This window comes from Undibacterium sp. TC9W, assembly GCF_049339865.1.
Classification (GTDB): domain Bacteria; phylum Pseudomonadota; class Gammaproteobacteria; order Burkholderiales; family Burkholderiaceae_D; genus Undibacterium.
On record NZ_JBMPPJ010000022.1, the window covers coordinates 24,041 to 41,574 of the forward strand.

Below are 17,534 nucleotides of genomic sequence, written 5' to 3' on the forward strand. Positions count from 1 at the left end.
CAGGGGAAACGATTGTTTCCCCTGTTTTTTTAGATCGACAGGAACACCCCATGCAAAGAATGAGCTTTTTGAAAAAAGCAGCCATCATCGCCAGCATAACGCTTTTGCCAGCGCTTGGTCATGCAGGCACTTATATTGAAGGCAAAGATGTACCCCCAGATTTACGACCTTTCATCACAGCCAATACCAAATTGCTGGCCTTTGTCAGTGCTGACCTGAATGGCGACGACAAGGCTGATTACGTCTTCATCCTCGAAAAACAAAAGAAAAACGCTGCAGATGAAGATATGGAGCAAGGACAGCGTCCCCTGCATATCGCCATACGTCAGGCCGATGGTAAATTAAAGCTGGTCAAGACCAATGAAAAAATTGTGCTGTGCTCGACTTGTGGCGGCATGATGGGCGACCCATTTGCTGACCTGACAGCCAGCAAGAAAAGTTTCACCGTATCCCACTACGGCGGCAGTGCCTGGCGCTGGGCAAATGAATATCAATTCAATTATTCACGCAAGGATGACTCCTGGCAATTGGTGAAAGTGTCTGAATCGTCCTTCCATACAAGTGACCCGGAAAAAGCCAAGGAAAAGATTTATACGCCACCCAAACATTTTGGGAAAATCGACATCGCTGATTTTGATCCGGAAAAATTCAAGGGTGTGGGTGCGAAATAATAAGAAAATTAATAAGCAAATAGTAAGAACATATTGAGCAAATAGTGAGCGAATACTGAGAAAAAAAACGGGAGATGTTTTCTCCCATTTTTTTATAAACTCTTTTCAAACTGCAGGCGTATCGTGGCAGTACCCGGCATTACTGAGCTACGTGATTTGCGCCCTTCCTGATCACTGAATTGCGAAGACTGCAGCACATCCTGATGCAAGAGATTACTGACAGACAGGCGCAGTTGCGTCTTGCGCAGTTGCATCTTGTTTCCCAGCTTCCATAATCCATACAAATCAAGAATGCGACTGACACCCGTATAGTTGCGCAGACCAGGTGTAACCTGCACATTGCCGCCTGTCTGCAGATTAAAATTAAAGCCAAATGACTGCTGCTCACTGCGCTTGTAATCCATGCCCAGATTGGCAGTCAATGGTACCTGGTCGGTCAGTCGGTTATCCGGCCCCGGTATTGCATCCAGCCTGGACCAGTTGCGTGCGGCATTCAGACGTACTTCCAGCGGCACTGAGGCTGGCAGCAAATCCTGCAGGCTAAATTTGGCATCAAATTCCAGCCCCATCACCCTGGCCGTACCGTTATTAAAAGGTGTCGTAATCCATACACCATTTCTTTCAACCAGGTTTTGCACCGTCACGTCCTGTACCCGTTTGATATAGGCTGACAGACTGAACATGCTGTTTTTAGCAAAATAAGATTCATACGCCACGTCAGCACCCCAGGCCAGCTCTGGCAAGAGTTGCGGGTTGCCCTGGAAGTCCGGGTTGTTCGGGCCATTATCATTGTTTGCCGTATAGCGACGGGGTACCAGGCTACGTGTAGTGGGAGCCTTGTAAGTACGGGACAAGGCAAAGCGCAACTGATCCTTCTCCTGCTCAGGCAATTTCCATAATAATTGCATGACCGGGCTCCATACGCTGGACCGGGTCTGGACGCTGGACATCAACCGGCCTGTGGTTTCTGTATTCAAACCTTCCCAGCGCAAACCCAGGTAAGCTTGCAGGCGGTTAGTCACGTCCCATTCATCCTGGGCAAACACAGCTACGCGGCGTACATTGGCTTTGTAGTCTTCAAACAGTGTATCTATCTTTGTATCATGCGGCTGCAGGTCATACTGCGAACGGGTCTCGCTGCGTTGTGTCTGAGTGATATCCCAACCCAGTGCAAGACTATGGTCATCACGAAAGCGGCTCAGGTACTTGCCACTGCTGCTGACACTGCTGTCTATGGCATTCGACACCACATGGCGGTTGAAAGCCTGGTTCTCCGCCAGGGGATAGCCATAGAAATTATAGTCAGTCTCGCGCTTGTTGTAGTTCAGGCCCAGCTTCGCATTCAGTTTGCTGTCTGCATCTATCCTGTGCGCCCAGCTCAGGTCTGAGCGTAACAAACCCGTATGTGAAGATGCGCGATAATTATTATCAGGATATTGACTGGCATCTTCCGGCGCCGCTGTTTCATGATCATGTCCCCAGTTCACATTGCGATAAAAATCAATCAGGCTCTGCCAGCTCAGTGTGTCGCCATTGTCCATGCTCCAGTTCAGACGGGGTGTCAGCGCCAGGCGCCAGAAGTCAGCCAGATTTTTTTGCTGTATTGATCTCAGTACCCTGGATTTGCCGTCAGGGCTCATTATGCTCTCGGTGACTCCGGGGGAATTTTCATCACCGGTTTTTGTTACAGTGCCAGTGACAGTGTAAGAAAAACCTGCGTGCTCGTCAGCCACTTCCAGAGAAAACATGGGATTCCAGTTACTTTCACTATGTGCAACTGCAAGCTTCAATTCTTTTCTGGCACTGATTGCACCCTTTTTAAGAATGATATTGATGGTACCCGCCACTGCCTGTGCGCTAAATTCTGCGGTTGTTGTGCGCAGAATTTCCACACGTTCTATCAGTGCGGGATCAATGCTGTCGATGGAAAATCCCGGTGCCACCGGATCGCCATTCAATAATATCTGCGTATAGCCTGCGCCCAGACCACGCATGCGCAATTCATTGCCCACGACAGAAATGCCAGGCTGGCGTTTTAATACTGCAGATAATTGCGTGTCACCATATTGCATCAGCTCAGTGGCACTGACTATGATTTTTGCGGCAGTGTCATTCTTTCTTTGCGCTGTTGTTCCGGGCCCGGCCACTTCTACGGTTTGTATCGTATCTGCATACTTCGTGGTTTCAACTTTGACCCCGCTTTTGACTACGTCAGCAGCTCGCAATGCTGTGCTACACATAAGTAGCGAGGCTCCGATCCCAGCGATGCTGATTTTCATGCATGCCTGGCGCGCAAAGCCAGGCGATAGAAATTTATTCTTTAAGGCGAACTTGGACATGTGATAGCAGAATTTTAGCGAGACAGTGAGCTGCCGTGCACGGCTGGCAGGATTAGCAGAATTGAACAACAGGATGGATTTTAAAGAGGGCAGGACTCAGGCAATACAGGCTTGTGATAAAAGCCCGAAATCAGGGGATAGCAGGAATTATTTTGCGGCCGACAATCCCGCCTTCAGGTCTTTTAGATAGTCGTCGAGTATACGCGCGATGCTGCCATCATTTTTCATGGCCAGCAAAGTCGCACTAATGGTTTTAGAAGTCGCACTCGCAGCGAACTCTGGCCGCACACGCATGACATGTGAACCATAAGAAATAACCAGGCCGGGGCCTAACAAATTTGCAGACGCATTTTTTTCTGCCGCCGCCAGGATAGCGGGCTGGCTGCCAACGATACCCGATATGCGCCCAGCTTCCAGCATGCGCATGCCATTCTCCAGGGTATTGATTTCTACCTTCCTGACGCGCTCATCCTGGCCAAACGCGCCGTAACTGAGTCTGCGCATCATGCCTATGCCTTTTTCCATGGACAGGGCAATCATGTCGTCATAGTTTCTGAGCACGGCCCCGCGTGGTGCAATCACCATAATGGGAAACTGGGTAACCTCGCTCAAGAGGATACCTTCCTGCTCACTGAAATTTTCTGCCTGGGAAATACTGTAGGCCTCTTTATCGGCAGGGAACATCACCACATGGCGGGCGCTGGGCACCACTACAAGCTCCAGCGCGACGCCAGATCTTCTGCGCAATTCATTGGCTATGCGCACATTGATGCCGTCATAAGTACCCTTGGCATCTTTGACGAAAGCAAAAGGAGCGACCTCAGTCAGATAGAGGTTGGCCGCCCGCAAGGCAGGGGCGTACCCGCAAAAGAAAATAAAAGATAGCAAACACGCTACTTTAAGCAACATTACGGCGACTCCATGTCCATGAAAAGTTCAAAGAAACAGACACTACTGCAGTGAAGTCTAGTGAAATTTTGTAAAAACTACAAATATTCATGCCCGCTGGCACGTGCTGGCATGCTTTTTAAACAATCATCTTGAAATATGTCAAAGCGGCCTCACCTTCACTGCTCAAGCAATGCTGCAAAAAATGTTATAAAAACAGCATCAGGCAAGTCATTGCCAATATTATTTAAAACCAAAGAAATCTTTGAGGGAAACCATGTCAGAAAAGCAAACCTTGGGCTTTCAGGCCGAAGTCAAACAATTGTTGCAGTTGATGATCCATTCCTTGTATTCAAACAAGGAAATTTTTTTGCGCGAGCTGATCTCGAATGCTTCTGATGCATCAGACAAACTGCGTTTTGAAGCCATCAATAATGCCAGCCTGTTTGAAAATGATCCTGAGCTGCAAATCCAGGTCAGCTTCAACAAAGAAGCCCGCACCATCACCATCGCCGACAATGGCATAGGGATGAGCAAGGCTGATACGATAGAACATCTGGGTACAATCGCAAAATCCGGCACCAAGGAATTCTTTGGCAAATTGTCTGGTGACCAGCAAAAAGATGCGGCCATGATAGGCCAGTTTGGTGTTGGTTTTTATTCCGGCTTTATCGTTGCTGACCGTATCACCGTAGAAACCCGCCGCGCCGGTCTGCCTGCAGACCAGGCCGTACGCTGGGAATCCGAAGGTGCCGGCGACTTCAGCGTCGAAGATATAGTAAAAGAAGGTCGTGGTACCAGCATCACCCTGCACTTGCGTGAAGGCGAAGATGAGTTCCTGTCCGCATGGAAACTCAAATCCGTCATCCGTACTTATTCCGACCATATCTCCCTACCTATCAAGATGCAGAAAGAAGAATGGGATGAAGAGAAAAAAGAACAGGTCTTGAAAGATGAGCTGGAAACCATCAACCAGGCCAGCGCCTTGTGGGCGCGCAGCAAGTCTGAAATCACGCCTGAGCAATATGATGAGTTTTACAAACATGTCTCGCACGACTACAGTGCACCACTGACACATACCCATAACCGTGTTGAAGGCCGCAGCGAATATACGCAATTGCTGTATATCCCGGCACGTGCACCGTTTGACATGTGGGATCGCAACAAACGCGGCGGCATCAAGCTCTACGTCAAACGTGTCTTCATCATGGATGATGCTGAACAACTGATGCCAGTCTATCTGCGCTTTGTCAAAGGCGTCATTGATTCAAATGACCTGCCTTTGAATGTCTCACGCGAAATCCTGCAAGAAAGTCGCGACATCAAGGCGATACGCGAAGGCTCCACCAAGCGCGTACTGGGCATGCTGGAAGACTTGGCAGATGCAGACGGCGACGACGCGCAAGCGAAAAAAGACAAGTACACCACATTCTGGGGTGAATTTGGCCAGGTGTTAAAAGAAGGCGTTGGCGAAGACAGTGCCAACAAAGACCGTATAGCAAAACTATTGCGCTTTGCCTCTACTCACAATGACAGTGATGTACAGAATGTCTCTCTGGCAGATTACCTGAGCCGCGCCAAAGAAGGCCAGGACAAGATTTACTATGTCACGGCAGAAAGCTATGCCACTGCCAAGAACAGCCCACACCTGGAAATTTTCCGCAAGAAAGGTGTAGAGGTTTTGCTGCTGACTGACCGCGTTGATGAATGGATGCTGTCCTTCCTGAATGATTTCGAAGGCAAGGAACTGGCATCCGTCGCCAAAGGTGGCCTGGATCTGGGCCAGCTGGAAGATGAAGCAGAAAAGAAACAGCATGAAGAAACCCAGACAGAGTTCAAAGACCTGGTCGAAAAAATGAAGACAGCACTGGCTGACAAAGCCAAGGATGTACGCGTGACTTTCCGCCTGACAGACTCACCAGCCTGTCTGGTAGCGGACGAGCACGATTTGTCCGGCAACCTGGCGCGCATGCTGAAGGCTGCTGGTCAAAGTGCACCAGAATCCAAGCCTATACTGGAAGTCAATCCTGACCATCCTTTGGTGCAGAAACTCAAGTATGAGGAAGCCAAGTTCGACGACTGGGCGCACCTGTTGTTTGATCAGGCTTTGCTGGCAGAAGGCGGTCATCTCACCGACCCTAGCGGTTTTGTGAAACGTCTTAATGAGATGCTACTGAGTAAATAATTTCGCTTATAACTCTGCATGATGAAAAACGGACTCAATATTGAGTCCGTTTTTTATGTGATGTGAACAACTTCAGCGTGAGGGGAAAATCTTGTCACGCTGCTGCTTGGCAAACCAGTCTCGCAACATCTGTTCTTCATAGCGGAAGCTGGAATTGCCAGTCGCCAGGCCAGAGCGCATGAGGAAGTTCATGTCCTTGATATTTTCTGTGCCCGTAGCAATGCTTTTACCTTTTTCGTCTTTCAAATCAAAAGTCAAAGTCATGCGTGGCCAGTACAAATCCTTGATGACCCGTATGTCACCAACGGTATTACGGTAAAAAGGGCGTACATCACCAGCCAGATCAAGGTCAGTGACGGTCACATCCCACTGGTAAGCATCAGGCAGTTTTTTTGCGAGGTCGGCAAATATCTGATCAAAGTCCTTGATCATGCGTTCCTGGAAACCTGATTTGGATTCATTGCCTGGGCGAATATCAGTAAATTTTTCAGGCTCTTGCCAGGTCACTTTCACTTCGCCAGCCTGAGCCTGCACCTGTGTCATCATCGCAATTGCCAGCAATATTGCACTTGTCATCAATTTCATCACGCCACCTCCTGTCCCATTCTACTGCAAATCAAATTGAAGCTTTTGTCATGCTTCAAGAATAGCCCACCAGCACGAAAACAGCCAGACAGCTTTGTCATCAGTTATCATGAAATTTGTCACAAAGTTTATCCACTACTGCGGTCGCGGGATCGCTGCTGCCACACAAGGGCCGCAAGCACCGTGCGCTTGCAATTGACCAATTTGCCCAGATATCAGTTTTATGAAAGCATCAAAGTCACGTGCCTCAGATACCTTAAATGCATCGGATGTCTCAGACTTCTCGAACGCGTCAGGCACGCCTGCGCAAGTCCCTGTAAAAACACCTGTTCTGCAGGGTTTTCCTCCTGTAATAAACAAGCACACGCATACCCTGATACTGGGCAGCTTCCCTGGTGCAGCCTCACTGACGGCAACGCAATATTATGCTTACAGGCAAAACCAGTTCTGGCGACTGGTCTCAGCCTCACTGGGAACCGATCTGACCGGTCTTGATTATGAACAGCGCCTGCAAGCTTTGTTGGCGCATGGCATAGGTTTATGGGATGTATTTCATTCCTGCGTGCGGGCAGGCAGCCTGGATTCGGCCATACGCGAGGGCAAACTCAATGACTTCAGCAGCTTGCAAGCAACACATCCACATTTGCGCAAGCTTTGCTTCAATGGCCAGACTGCAGGCAAAATGGCGACTTTCTTCCAGCAGCGTGGGTATCAGACGCTGATACTGCCATCGTCTTCACCGGCCCACGCAACGCGCAGTTTTGCTGATAAATTGAGCGACTGGCAAGCTGGCTTGCAATCTTATGACTAGCCTCTGACTACCTGAAAAGCGATATCACATCAAAATATGCAGCAAACTTTAATGAACTAAGTTCCTGGTTTGCTGGCATCACTGGCGACAGGGGGCTTCTGCTTTTTCATTTCACCGGCATTTTTGACAAGCTCTTCAGCAACCGGGCTGGCGTTTTTCAAGCGCTGGTCCTTGCTGGCCTTGTAGGTATTGGCGGTATGCACAAAATAAGTATCCTGCTGCCTGGCTGCTGATGGCGGCTTGTCTCCCTCCGGCTTATTGCCTGTGGTGCTCAGCTTGACGGTATAGTATTCATCAGCCGCATTCTGCAAGAAACTGAGTTTGCCGGTGTTTTCCCAGCATGCCTGCATCAGAGGCCCCTGCTCTTCCACATCGTCGGTGCAGGCACCATTATTACTCTCACCCATGTTCAATTCCAGCGCGATGACGGGTTTGGCGTCGCTCAAAGACACGATGAAGGCATAGTCATTGGTATAGCCCTGATGCATGTCTCCGCCTTCGAACAAGAGGCCAAATTTATCCTGGCCCAGACGAATCAGGCTGGCCATCGGTGCCATGCCATTAGCACCATAGGCAGCGACTTCTTTCTTGCCTTTTTCGAACAGCCATTGTTTGCCGTTGTAGGCAAACACATACACAGAAACGACCGGCGCAGTGGCATGGCTTTCTTCCACCACACCGCCAAGAATTTGCTGGCGCTGCACGACCAGTACTGCTTTCTTTTTACCGGCCTCAGTATAGGTATCTGCCAGCAGGGCCGTGGCCAGGGTGTCTGCCTGCCCTATATCCCAGGATGCTGTATTTTTTTCAGGGAGCAATACTCCGTGTTGTTTTTCGTTATATGTGCCAAAAATCGCCAGCATGGCGGTATCGGCATTGAAAACCTCAGGCTTGGCAGGATCAAGGGGTTCACGGCCAAACAGGAAAAAAGCAGACAGGCCGAGCAAGGCGATAAAAATGAAGGCAGCAACGGCTGTTTTTTTATATTTCATGTGAAATGCGGGGAAATAAATGAATGTATGTGTCAATTTGAGCGAGCTGGGATTTTACCTCAGACACATCTTTCATAGCCATACTGACAATATAATTTCCACCTGCGAAGCATCAGACAAGTACACACAAGTATAATTGCGCAAAAGCAACTCTATCCTCACGTTTTTTCGTCAGAATTCATCACAACTTGTATGGAAAATGTAAATTTGCTTTCGACAAACACTATGAAGGTTAAAATAAGCGGATGCTGATCAAACGAAAATCCATAGAAGCCGAGGCCAATCACCGCTCTGGCCCCACCGCCGCTGCTCCGAAGAAGGCCAACCGCAAACCCAAATTTGCTCCTGTCACCCTGTCTGAGATGGATGGGGTACGATTCCTGCATTTCGGTACCGAATGGGTGCAGGGCGCAATGCGCCTGCGCAAGCCCGACGCAATAGAACTCGAATATGCACAACAGATGATGGCCTGGATGCTGTTCATTGATGTCCCGCAACAGTTGGTGCAACTGGGGCTCGGAACTGGCGCGCTGACCAAATTCTGTTACCGTCAATTTGAAGATGCCACGGTCACCGCTGTAGAACTCAATCCCTCTGTCATTGCGATTTGCGAAAGCATGTTCAAATTGCCCGCCAATGACGAGCGCCTGCAGGTGCTGGAAATGGATGCCATGGACTTTGTCAACGATGACAATAATCATGGCCATATCGATGCCATGCAGGTGGATTTATATGATGCTACTGCCCGTGGCCCGGTGCTTGACAGTGCTGAATTTTATCAGGCCTGTGCAAACTGCCTGAAGGACAATGGCATCTTGACAGTCAACCTGTTTGGCGACCACCCCAGTTATGCACGCAACCTCAAAGCCATGCGCTTTGCCTTTGATACCGTGTTATGCCTGCCAGAAGTGCACGATGGCAATGTCGTTGCCCTGGCCTTCAAGCGCAAGCCCGAATTGAATTTCCCTGAGCTGTACGAAAAAGCGGAACAGATCAAGGCGAGTACCAAATTACCTGCAAAATCCTGGGTGAACGGACTCAAGGCAGCCTGCGATCCAAAATAATGTCAAAATAATTTGATGGAAACGGTCACCAAGCATGAATAAACCAGCACACCGCAGCCTGAACCTGCAACAAATTTTTACCTGGCTAATGGCCGATGGCATCATCCCCAAGGAAGAAGCCAAGACCCAGTTCCACGCGACCCAGGGTTTGTTGAAAAACGGCCCGGCCAGCATGCATCCCCTGACTGCAGTGGCGCAGGCCAGATTGCATTCGGCCATTTCTCCGCATATTTTGCTGACGCTGGACTGGCTGACGGAATGGGCAGCTGCCAAGGTAAATTTACCTTTTTACCGTATTGATCCCCTGAAGATAGATTTCACCAGCGTATCCGATGTCATGTCGGCTTCTTATGCGACCCGCTTTAACATTCTGCCTGTGGAATCCACGGGCAATGTCATTGTCGTTGCGACTTCAGAGCCATTCAATACCGAATGGCAGGATGAAATACTGAAATTCAGCCGTAAGGAGATTCGCCTGGTGGTGGCGAACCCGCTGGAAATTTCGCAATACATCGTGCAGTTTTTCTCACTGGCCAAATCCATCAAGGATGCGCGCAAATCGAACAAGAATGATGCCAACCTGCGTCAGAACTTTGAACAACTGATAGAGATAGGCAAGACCAATAAGCAAGTCGATGCGAATGACCAGCACATCGTCAATATCGTCGATTGGCTGTGGCAATTTGCCTTTGATCAGCGCGCCTCAGATATCCATCTGGAACCCAAGCGCGATATCTCCGTTATCCGTTTCCGTATCGATGGTGTCTTGCACCAGGTGTATCAGGTACCTGCCACCATCATGATCGCCATGACAGCCCGTATCAAATTGCTGGGCCGCATGGACGTCATCGAAAAACGTCGCCCCCAGGATGGCCGTATCAAAACCCGTACCAGCGAAGGCCAGGAGGTGGAATTGCGTCTATCGACCCTGCCTACGGTGTTCGGCGAAAAAATGGTCATGCGTATTTTTGATCCCGAAGTTGTGGTCAAGACCTTGCCCGAACTGGGTTTCCCCATCAATGATGCAAAACGCTGGGATCATTTGACCAGCAAACCGCACGGCATTATCCTGGTCACCGGACCTACCGGTTCCGGTAAAACCACTACCTTGTACACGACGCTCAAAGCGCTGGCGACACCCGACGTGAATGTCTGTACCGTCGAAGACCCTATCGAGATGGTAGAGGGCTCGTTCAACCAGATGCAGGTACAGTCTGCCATCGACCTGAGTTTTGCTGATGGCATACGCGCCCTCATGCGTCAGGATCCTGACATCATCATGGTTGGTGAGATACGCGATTTGCCGACTGCCGAGATGGCCATACAAGCCGCACTGACAGGTCATTTGGTCTTATCTACCCTGCATACCAATGATGCGCCGTCCGCCATCATGCGTCTGCTGGAACTGGGCGTCCCCTATTATTTATTGGAAGCAACCATTATCGGTATCCTGGCCCAGCGTCTGGTCAGAACACTATGCATACACTGCAAATCACCTGAAGGTGAATTACAGGATGCCGTCTGGGATACCCTGACCGAAGGCTGGGGCATCAGCAAACCCGAGAAAATTTATAAGCCTGTCGGTTGCCCTGAATGTCGCCAGACCGGCTTCATGGGACGTACCGGCTTATATGAGTTGCTGACAGTCACCCTGCCCTTCAGCAAACTGATTACTGAAAGTGCCGATATTCACGCTCTGCGTGCACAAAGTATCAAGGATGACATGAAACCCTTGCGCATTGCAGGCGCATATAAGATCATCGAAGGCGTTACCACGGCAGATGAGGTTCTGAAAGTCACTTCATCACTGATCTAGCTTAGTTAGTCTTCTGGGAAGGCAGGGATGCGTTCGACACCGGAAAGTGATACGCGACAACTACTATGGCAAATGCTGGTGCTTGCTATACTGTATGCGGCACTTGGACGCCTTTCCCAGTTGCTCGCCATCCCGCCAGGCTATTCCATAGCCATCTATCCTTCTGCCGGTGTTGCACTGGGCATGGTGCTTACAGGTGGCTACCGCCTCTTGCCGGGTGTGGCCATCGGCGCCTTCGTTGCCAATTTACTCATTAACCTGAATATTTTTGGCAACATCAATACCAATGCCCTGATTGCCTCAACCATCGTCGCTGCTGGTGCCAGCCTGCAAACCCTGGTAGCTTGCAAGCTGATCCTGAAGAAATTGCATGACAACCTGGCGCTGGATACAGACAGGGCTATTTTTCAGTTTTTTATCTATGGCGGCGGGGTTGCCTGCCTCATCAACGCCAGCATCAGCGTCACTGCGCTGGTCGCTCTTGGTGTCATACCCTGGCAGGATTTTTTCAATAACTGGATAGGCTGGTGGGTGGGCGATACCTTTGGTGTTTTAACGATCACCCCCATCATCATGGTGATCTATGGCAAGCCACGTGAGATATGGTATGCCAGGCGCTGGAGCGTGCTGGTCCCGCTGTTGATCTGCCTGCTGCTGGTGATTACCGCATTTACCTTTACCCGTTACCGCGAAGAACAAAAACAGCAACTTGAATTCCGCCTGAAAGCTGAACGCATAGGCCAGAACCTGCAAAACAAGCTTGATACACACGCCGACATCATGCGCAATATCGAGCGCCTGTATGCCAGCTCCATACAGGTAAGCCGCAATGACTTTGCCACCTTTGTCAGTCATACCCTGCAAAGCCAGAAAGCCATCTCCTTCTTGTCCTGGGTGCCAAAGGTAGATCTGCAGCAGCGCGAGAACTTTGAAGTCACCGTATTACGTGAAGGTTTCGCCAATTACCAAATACAGGAGATGAATGAGTTTAATCAGCTCGTGGAAGTCGGTGTCAGGGATGAATATTATCCCATCAGGTACATAGAACCTTTTTTTGATAATCATCAGATGTTTGGCTATGACATGGGCTCTACAACCGCCCGCAGGATTGCCATAGAGGATGCGCGTGACAGTGGCCACCTGACAGTCACCGACCCGTTAATTTCCAGCGAGACCGATGGCAGGGAACAATTGCATGTGCTGCTGTTTGCGCCAGTCTATGAAAATGGCAAATCGCAAGAAACCATGGAACAGAGGAAAGCTGCTTTTTCCGGGACGGCTGTCAGCATGATACGTATGGCTGATGTCGTCAGGGAGATACTGTCCAATGAAGACATGCGCAGCGTGCGCATCAAATTTTATGATCTTTCCTACCCTGGCAAGAAAGGTATATTCATCGATGAAATCAGCGGGCTGAACCCGACTTATTTATTCCAGTCCACCATCAATTTTGGTGGCAGACAGTTCGCATTACTGGCACAACCTTCATCAGAATACTGGCGCACTCATGTTGCCTGGATCACCTGGATCACCATGATAGGTGGCCTGCTGTTCACCGGCTTGCTCGGTGCTTACCTGCTGGTCGCGACCGCCCATACTTTTGGCATAGAAAACCTGGTTGCACAAAGAACCGCAGAGCTGCACGACAGTGAAGAAAGGTTGCGTACCATACTCGACAATGCGGCAGAAGGCATATTGACCACGAATGAACATGGCATCATAGAATCAGCCAACCGTTCTGCCGAAGTCTTGCTGAAATATACGCATGGCAGCCTGCGTGGCAGAAACATGTTCAGCCTTTTCCCTGACCCTGAGTCGCTGCAATTCCTGACCACCCATTTGCACACGACCAATCGTGAAAGACAATTTGAGGTTGCAGGAAAAAGTGAGCGCAAAGAATTGCTGGCCAGGCAGAAGGATGGTCATGACGTACCAGTAGAGCTGGCCATTACCCGCGTGCGCCTTGGCATGCAGGTCTTGTATGTCATCATCGTGCATGACCTGTCAGAGAAAAAACGGGTAGAAAAACTCAAGAATGAATTTGTCTCTGCCGTGTCACACGAGTTGCGCACGCCGCTGACTTCTATCCGTGGCGTGCTGGGCCTTCTGGCAGGTGGCGTTGCCGGGGGTATTCCGGAAAAAGCGCAGTCCATGCTCGTCATGGCCAACGACAATGCCAAGCGCCTGACTGCACTCATCAATGATTTGCTGGACTTTGAAAAACTCGAATATGGTAGCATGCAGTTCCATTTCGAGACCCTGCCCCTGGCTGAACTGATGGACAGCAGCTTGCAGTCCAACCTTGGTTATGCGCAAAGTTTTGACATAGGCATACAGTATGACTCACCAGTAGATCCTGCTGCCCAGGTCAGAGTAGATTCACAGCGTTTTGTACAGGTCTTGTCCAACCTGTTGTCGAATGCCATCAAGTTCTCGCGGCCGCATGGACAAATTGATGTGCGCGTCACGCCGAATCACGACCAGAATCAGGTACGCATAGAAGTACAAGACTATGGCATAGGTATTTCAGAAGAATTCAAGAGCAGCATCTTCCAGAAGTTCACCCAGGAAGATGCAAAGGCAGCCCGCAAATACGCAGGAACCGGCCTGGGTCTCAGCCTGACCAAGACCATGATAGAAAAAATGGGCGGGCAGATCGGTTTCACCAGTACAGAAAACCTCGGCTCTTGCTTCTATATCACCTTGCCACTCGTGGCCGCAGCCACCGCTGCCGCGACGCCCTCTGTCACCGAGGCATAGCGCAGGCGTGCACCCAGCTCCAGTTTGATGCGCTGGTTTTGCATGCGTCTTGATTCTGACATGAAAGACAATAATACGGGGCTGACCTGCTGCGCCAGTTCGACACGCGGCAAGCGTGGCGGGCGCGGTAGAGCAAATGCATCAGCGACCAGGTCAAAATAAGCCGCCATCTTCATGTCACTGTCATCGACAGCATGATAAACACGGTTGGGCAGCGCCCGGAACAAGGCCAGTTTGATCAATTGCGCGAGGTCATCTGCGTGGATGTGGTTGGTATATACATCGTCAGCTTCTACTAATGCGGGTGTGCCCTTGTGCAAACGCTCCAGCGGCAGGCGCCCAGTCGCATAAATACCAGGTACGCGCAGTATGGACAGGCAGGATTGACTGCGCCTGGCCCAGGCCCGCAAACAGTTTTCTGCCGCCACGCGGCGCAGTGCGCGGGCGTTTTGTGGCTTTACGCTGCGGGTCTCATCAAACGAGGCTCCCGCACAGTCACCATACACGCCTGTCGTACTGATATAAACAAGGCGGCTCTTGTCAGGTAAAATGGCGGTCAAATTTTGTGTGCGCCTGTCAGCCTTGCCTTCTGAGGGTGGTGGGGCCAGATGAACCACATACTCTGCCAGGCCCTTGAGGCGGGCCAGGGTATCAGGCAGGTCCAGGTTACCCAGCAAGGGAGTAGCGCCGGCAGTACGTAGTTCTGTGCAGCGTTCAGCCTGGCTGGTCAGCGCAAAAATGCGGAAATGCTGGCGCAATAATGGCAAGAGGCGCATGCCCACGTCGCCACAACCTATGATAAGCAAGCGTGGCTTGCCAATTTGTTTAAACTGTTTATTCATGTTCAGGATAGTATGACTTTTCAAGTAAGCGTCACCCCCAGTGGCCGTCAATTTAGCTGTGAAGAAGATGAAACCGTATTGTCGGCAGCGCTGCGCGCAGGCGTCATCTTGCCATATGGCTGTAAAAATGGTGCATGTGGCTCTTGCAAGGGCAAGATCGCCAGCGGAACTGTGCAACATGGCCCGCACCAGCAACGCGCCCTGACCGAGCTGGAAGAAACCCAGGGCATGTCCCTGTTTTGCTGTGCCAAGCCACAATCAGACCTGACCATAGAAGCGCGCGAAATCGTTGCGGACGGCGATTACCCGGTCAAGAAAATGCCCAGCCGCATTGCCAAACTGGAAAAACTGTCGCACGATGTCATGCTCATCGCCCTGCAATTGCCTGCCAATGAGCGCCTGCAATACCGCGCTGGTCAATACATAGAATTCCTGCTCAGGGACGGCAAGCGCCGCAGCTATAGCATGGCGAATGCCCCGCATCTGGATGAGCACATAACCCTGCACGTACGCCATATGCCAGGTGGCCTGTTCACTGACCAGGTATTTACTACCCTCAAAGAACGCGACATCCTGCGCTTTGAAGGACCACAAGGCACGTTCTTCCTGCGTGAAGATAGTGAAAAACCAATTATCCTGCTGGCTTCAGGCACTGGCTTCGCCCCTGTCAAGGCTCTGGTGGAACACCTGATCCATATTGAGTCCAAGCGCCCGGTCAGCCTGTACTGGGGTGGCCGCCGCCCTGCTGATCTGTATATGCACAGCCTGTGCAAGGAATGGGAAAAGCAGATACCTGGCTTTAGCTACATCCCCGTGGTTTCTGACGCTCTGCCTGAAGATGCATGGACTGGTCGTAGCGGCTTTGTGCACCAGGCTGTGATGGCTGACCATGCGGACTTGTCTGGCTATCAAGTGTATGCCTGTGGCGCCCCTGTCGTCATTGACTCTGCCAAGCGCGACTTTACGGCCCAGTGCCAGTTACCTGCCGACGAATTCTATGCGGACTCGTTTACTTCGGAAGCTGATCTGACAAATTGAGACAAATAAACTTTTTGCGTCACTGCCAAAATTTATTTTGACGCATTGCAAAAAAAGTCCTACTATCCGTTTTATGAAAATTTTTACTGACATGTCCTCACCAAATATTGCACGACGTCGCAACTCGCCAAGCGAGCCTGGGCCGATGTAGGAGTGAGCGTGCGCGTAAAAAGCTGCACCACGAATATCTAGCCACAGGTTCCGCCCTGTGGCTTTTTTTTACCTTGAATTTTTGTCTATTCCCACCCACTGTAACGACCTTAGGAGTCTTGAAATGGAATTCAGTCAGTACAACGTAAATTCCCTGATGTACATCACCCCACGCCCCGAACTCGTGTTCGTTGAAGGCAAGGGCATGTACTTGACTGATCACAAGGGCAAGCGATATCTCGATTATCTGCAAGGCTGGGCGGTCAATTGCCTCGGTCATTGCCCGGACGTGATACATGACGCACTGGTAACGCAATCGAAAAAATTGCTGAACCCCTCCCCGGCTTTCTACAACGCGCCTATGGTGGAATTTGCTGATCTTCTGACGAAGAACTCTTGCTTTGACCGCGTGTTTTTCACCAATAGCGGTGCAGAAGCCAATGAAGGCGCAGTCAAATTGGCGCGCAAATGGGGTCAGTTGAACAAGAATGGCGCATTTGAAATCATTACCTTTGACCATGGTTTCCATGGCCGCACTCTGGCAATGATGTCGGCCTCCGGCAAACCAGGCTGGGACACGATCTTTGCCCCGCAGGTCAGCGGCTTCCCTAAAGCAGATTTGAACGATATCGCTTCAGTAGAAAAACTGATCACCGACAAAACCGTCGGCGTCATGCTGGAACCTGTGCAAGGCGAAGGTGGCGTCATTCCTGCCAGCCCTGAATTCATGCAAGCCCTGCGTGAGTTGACGAAGAAGCATGGCCTGCTGCTCATCGTTGATGAAGTACAGACTGGCATGGGTCGTACCGGTGAATTGTTTGGCTATCAATTATCGAACATAGAACCAGATATCATGACCCTGGCAAAAGGCATAGGCGGTGGCGTACCACTGGGTGCCCTGCTGTGCCGTGAAGAAGTAGCCTGCTTCGTTCCTGGCGACCAGGGTGGCACTTACAATGGCGCGCCGTTGATGGCGGCTGTCGGTATTGCGGTATTCAAGGAGCTGACCAAGCCTGGGTTCCTGGCATCGGTTCAGGAAAAAGCGGAATACCTGAGCCAGCAACTGGAAGAATTGTCTGAAGAATTTGGCATGCAAGGCGAACGTGGCTTTGGTTTGCTGCGCGCCCTGAAGCTGGGTGACAATATCGGTGGCAAGCTGGTCGAAGCTGCCCGCGACATGGAGCCTGTTGGTTTGCTCATCAATTCACCTCGCCCAGACCTGCTGCGCTTCATGCCTGCATTGAATGTGACGAAGGAAGAGATTGATCAATTGATCAGCATGTTGCGTGTGGTGATCAAACAAGTCAAAAACTGATATCAGTACTCTTTGAAAAAGCCTGCACAGCAAACGCTGTGCAGGCTTTTTTTTACGGCAAACATATTGCCTCTAAAG

At 50.5% G+C, this 17,534-nt stretch carries 13 protein-coding genes; 8 read left to right on the plus strand and 5 right to left on the minus strand.

The window, feature by feature from the left end; genetic code table 11:
* The first annotated feature begins 50 nt into the window (after nt 1–50).
* On the plus strand, nt 51–671 hold the full coding sequence (locus ACO0LN_RS24130; RefSeq protein WP_422978247.1) for a hypothetical protein: 621 nt from the start codon (nt 51–53) through the stop codon (nt 669–671).
* A 92-nt stretch (nt 672–763) separates the two neighbouring features.
* Here the strand turns inward: ACO0LN_RS24130 and ACO0LN_RS24135 are convergent, their stop codons facing one another.
* Together ACO0LN_RS24135 and ACO0LN_RS24140 are read right to left on the minus strand one after the other, a co-directional pair.
* Nucleotides 764–2,911 (minus strand): TonB-dependent receptor plug domain-containing protein, encoded by a 2,148-nt coding sequence (locus tag ACO0LN_RS24135; RefSeq protein ID WP_422978249.1) that lies wholly within the window; start codon nt 2,909–2,911, stop codon nt 764–766.
* A gap of 246 nt (nt 2,912–3,157) precedes the next feature.
* Complete coding sequence (locus tag ACO0LN_RS24140) at nt 3,158–3,919, minus strand: transporter substrate-binding domain-containing protein (RefSeq protein WP_422978251.1); 762 nt, start codon at nt 3,917–3,919, stop codon at nt 3,158–3,160.
* 256 nt (nt 3,920–4,175) lie between these two features.
* Between ACO0LN_RS24140 and htpG the strand changes: the two genes are divergently transcribed.
* Entirely contained in the window at nt 4,176–6,083 is a 1,908-nt protein-coding gene (gene htpG, locus ACO0LN_RS24145; protein ID WP_422978253.1) for a molecular chaperone HtpG, read from the plus strand.
* Between the two features lie 72 nt (nt 6,084–6,155).
* On the opposite strand, the gene ACO0LN_RS24150 is transcribed toward htpG, so the two are convergent.
* Nucleotides 6,156–6,668, minus strand: coding sequence for a DUF3016 domain-containing protein (locus tag ACO0LN_RS24150; protein WP_422978255.1), 513 nt, complete (start codon nt 6,666–6,668; stop codon nt 6,156–6,158).
* Nucleotides 6,669–6,891: 223 nt separating this feature from the next.
* Here ACO0LN_RS24150 and ACO0LN_RS24155 point away from each other — a divergent pair, with 223 nt between their 5' ends.
* Nucleotides 6,892–7,479 (plus strand): DNA-deoxyinosine glycosylase, encoded by a 588-nt coding sequence (locus tag ACO0LN_RS24155; RefSeq protein ID WP_422978257.1) that lies wholly within the window; start codon nt 6,892–6,894, stop codon nt 7,477–7,479.
* A gap of 56 nt (nt 7,480–7,535) precedes the next feature.
* Here ACO0LN_RS24155 and ACO0LN_RS24160 read toward each other — a convergent pair whose 3' ends face one another.
* On the minus strand, nt 7,536–8,471 hold the full coding sequence (locus ACO0LN_RS24160; protein WP_422978259.1) for a hypothetical protein: 936 nt from the start codon (nt 8,469–8,471) through the stop codon (nt 7,536–7,538).
* 245 nt (nt 8,472–8,716) lie between these two features.
* Between ACO0LN_RS24160 and ACO0LN_RS24165 the strand changes: the two genes are divergently transcribed.
* The 3 genes from ACO0LN_RS24165 to ACO0LN_RS24175 are packed head-to-tail and all read left to right on the plus strand — an operon-like array spanning nt 8,717 to nt 14,111.
* Nucleotides 8,717–9,535: a spermidine synthase gene (locus tag ACO0LN_RS24165; protein ID WP_422978261.1), complete on the plus strand. Its 819-nt coding sequence runs from the start codon at nt 8,717–8,719 to the stop codon at nt 9,533–9,535.
* A gap of 34 nt (nt 9,536–9,569) precedes the next feature.
* Entirely contained in the window at nt 9,570–11,351 is a 1,782-nt protein-coding gene (locus tag ACO0LN_RS24170) for a GspE/PulE family protein (protein ID WP_422978263.1), read from the plus strand.
* 27 nt (nt 11,352–11,378) lie between these two features.
* Nucleotides 11,379–14,111 carry a CHASE domain-containing protein gene (locus tag ACO0LN_RS24175; RefSeq protein WP_422978265.1) on the plus strand — a complete coding sequence of 911 codons (2,733 nt, stop codon included), beginning with the start codon at nt 11,379–11,381 and terminating at the stop codon, nt 14,109–14,111.
* On the opposite strand, the gene ACO0LN_RS24180 is transcribed toward ACO0LN_RS24175, so the two are convergent.
* Nucleotides 14,045–14,953, minus strand: a complete 909-nt coding sequence (locus ACO0LN_RS24180) for an SDR family oxidoreductase (protein ID WP_422978267.1) — start codon at nt 14,951–14,953, stop codon at nt 14,045–14,047. The genes ACO0LN_RS24175 and ACO0LN_RS24180 overlap by 67 nt on opposite strands.
* Nucleotides 14,954–14,965: 12 nt before the next feature.
* Between ACO0LN_RS24180 and ACO0LN_RS24185 the strand changes: the two genes are divergently transcribed.
* Together ACO0LN_RS24185 and ACO0LN_RS24190 are read left to right on the plus strand one after the other, a co-directional pair.
* Nucleotides 14,966–15,991, plus strand: coding sequence for a CDP-6-deoxy-delta-3,4-glucoseen reductase (locus ACO0LN_RS24185; protein WP_422978269.1), 1,026 nt, complete (start codon nt 14,966–14,968; stop codon nt 15,989–15,991).
* Nucleotides 15,992–16,265: 274 nt separating this feature from the next.
* A complete protein-coding gene (locus ACO0LN_RS24190; protein ID WP_422978271.1) occupies nt 16,266–17,456 on the plus strand; it encodes an acetylornithine transaminase in 1,191 nt (396 codons plus the stop codon).
* The last annotated feature ends 78 nt before the right edge of the window (nt 17,457–17,534 follow it).

What these genes read in the sequence shown, in the direction of transcription:
- ACO0LN_RS24130 (WP_422978247.1), top strand. Translation starts at nt 51, where the DNA reads ATGCAAAGAATGAGCTTTTTGAAAAAAGCAGCCATCATCGCCAGCATA.
- ACO0LN_RS24150 (WP_422978255.1), bottom strand. Translation starts at nt 6,668, where the DNA reads ATGAAATTGATGACAAGTGCAATATTGCTGGCAATTGCGATGATGACA.
- ACO0LN_RS24185 (WP_422978269.1), top strand. Translation starts at nt 14,966, where the DNA reads ATGACTTTTCAAGTAAGCGTCACCCCCAGTGGCCGTCAATTTAGCTGT.
- ACO0LN_RS24140 (WP_422978251.1), bottom strand. Translation starts at nt 3,919, where the DNA reads ATGTTGCTTAAAGTAGCGTGTTTGCTATCTTTTATTTTCTTTTGCGGG.
- ACO0LN_RS24170 (WP_422978263.1), top strand. Translation starts at nt 9,570, where the DNA reads ATGAATAAACCAGCACACCGCAGCCTGAACCTGCAACAAATTTTTACC.
- ACO0LN_RS24160 (WP_422978259.1), bottom strand. Translation starts at nt 8,471, where the DNA reads ATGAAATATAAAAAAACAGCCGTTGCTGCCTTCATTTTTATCGCCTTG.
- ACO0LN_RS24165 (WP_422978261.1), top strand. Translation starts at nt 8,717, where the DNA reads ATGCTGATCAAACGAAAATCCATAGAAGCCGAGGCCAATCACCGCTCT.
- ACO0LN_RS24190 (WP_422978271.1), top strand. Translation starts at nt 16,266, where the DNA reads ATGGAATTCAGTCAGTACAACGTAAATTCCCTGATGTACATCACCCCA.
- ACO0LN_RS24180 (WP_422978267.1), bottom strand. Translation starts at nt 14,953, where the DNA reads ATGAATAAACAGTTTAAACAAATTGGCAAGCCACGCTTGCTTATCATA.
- ACO0LN_RS24175 (WP_422978265.1), top strand. Translation starts at nt 11,379, where the DNA reads ATGCGTTCGACACCGGAAAGTGATACGCGACAACTACTATGGCAAATG.
- ACO0LN_RS24135 (WP_422978249.1), bottom strand. Translation starts at nt 2,911, where the DNA reads ATGTGTAGCACAGCATTGCGAGCTGCTGACGTAGTCAAAAGCGGGGTC.
- ACO0LN_RS24155 (WP_422978257.1), top strand. Translation starts at nt 6,892, where the DNA reads ATGAAAGCATCAAAGTCACGTGCCTCAGATACCTTAAATGCATCGGAT.
- htpG (WP_422978253.1), top strand. Translation starts at nt 4,176, where the DNA reads ATGTCAGAAAAGCAAACCTTGGGCTTTCAGGCCGAAGTCAAACAATTG.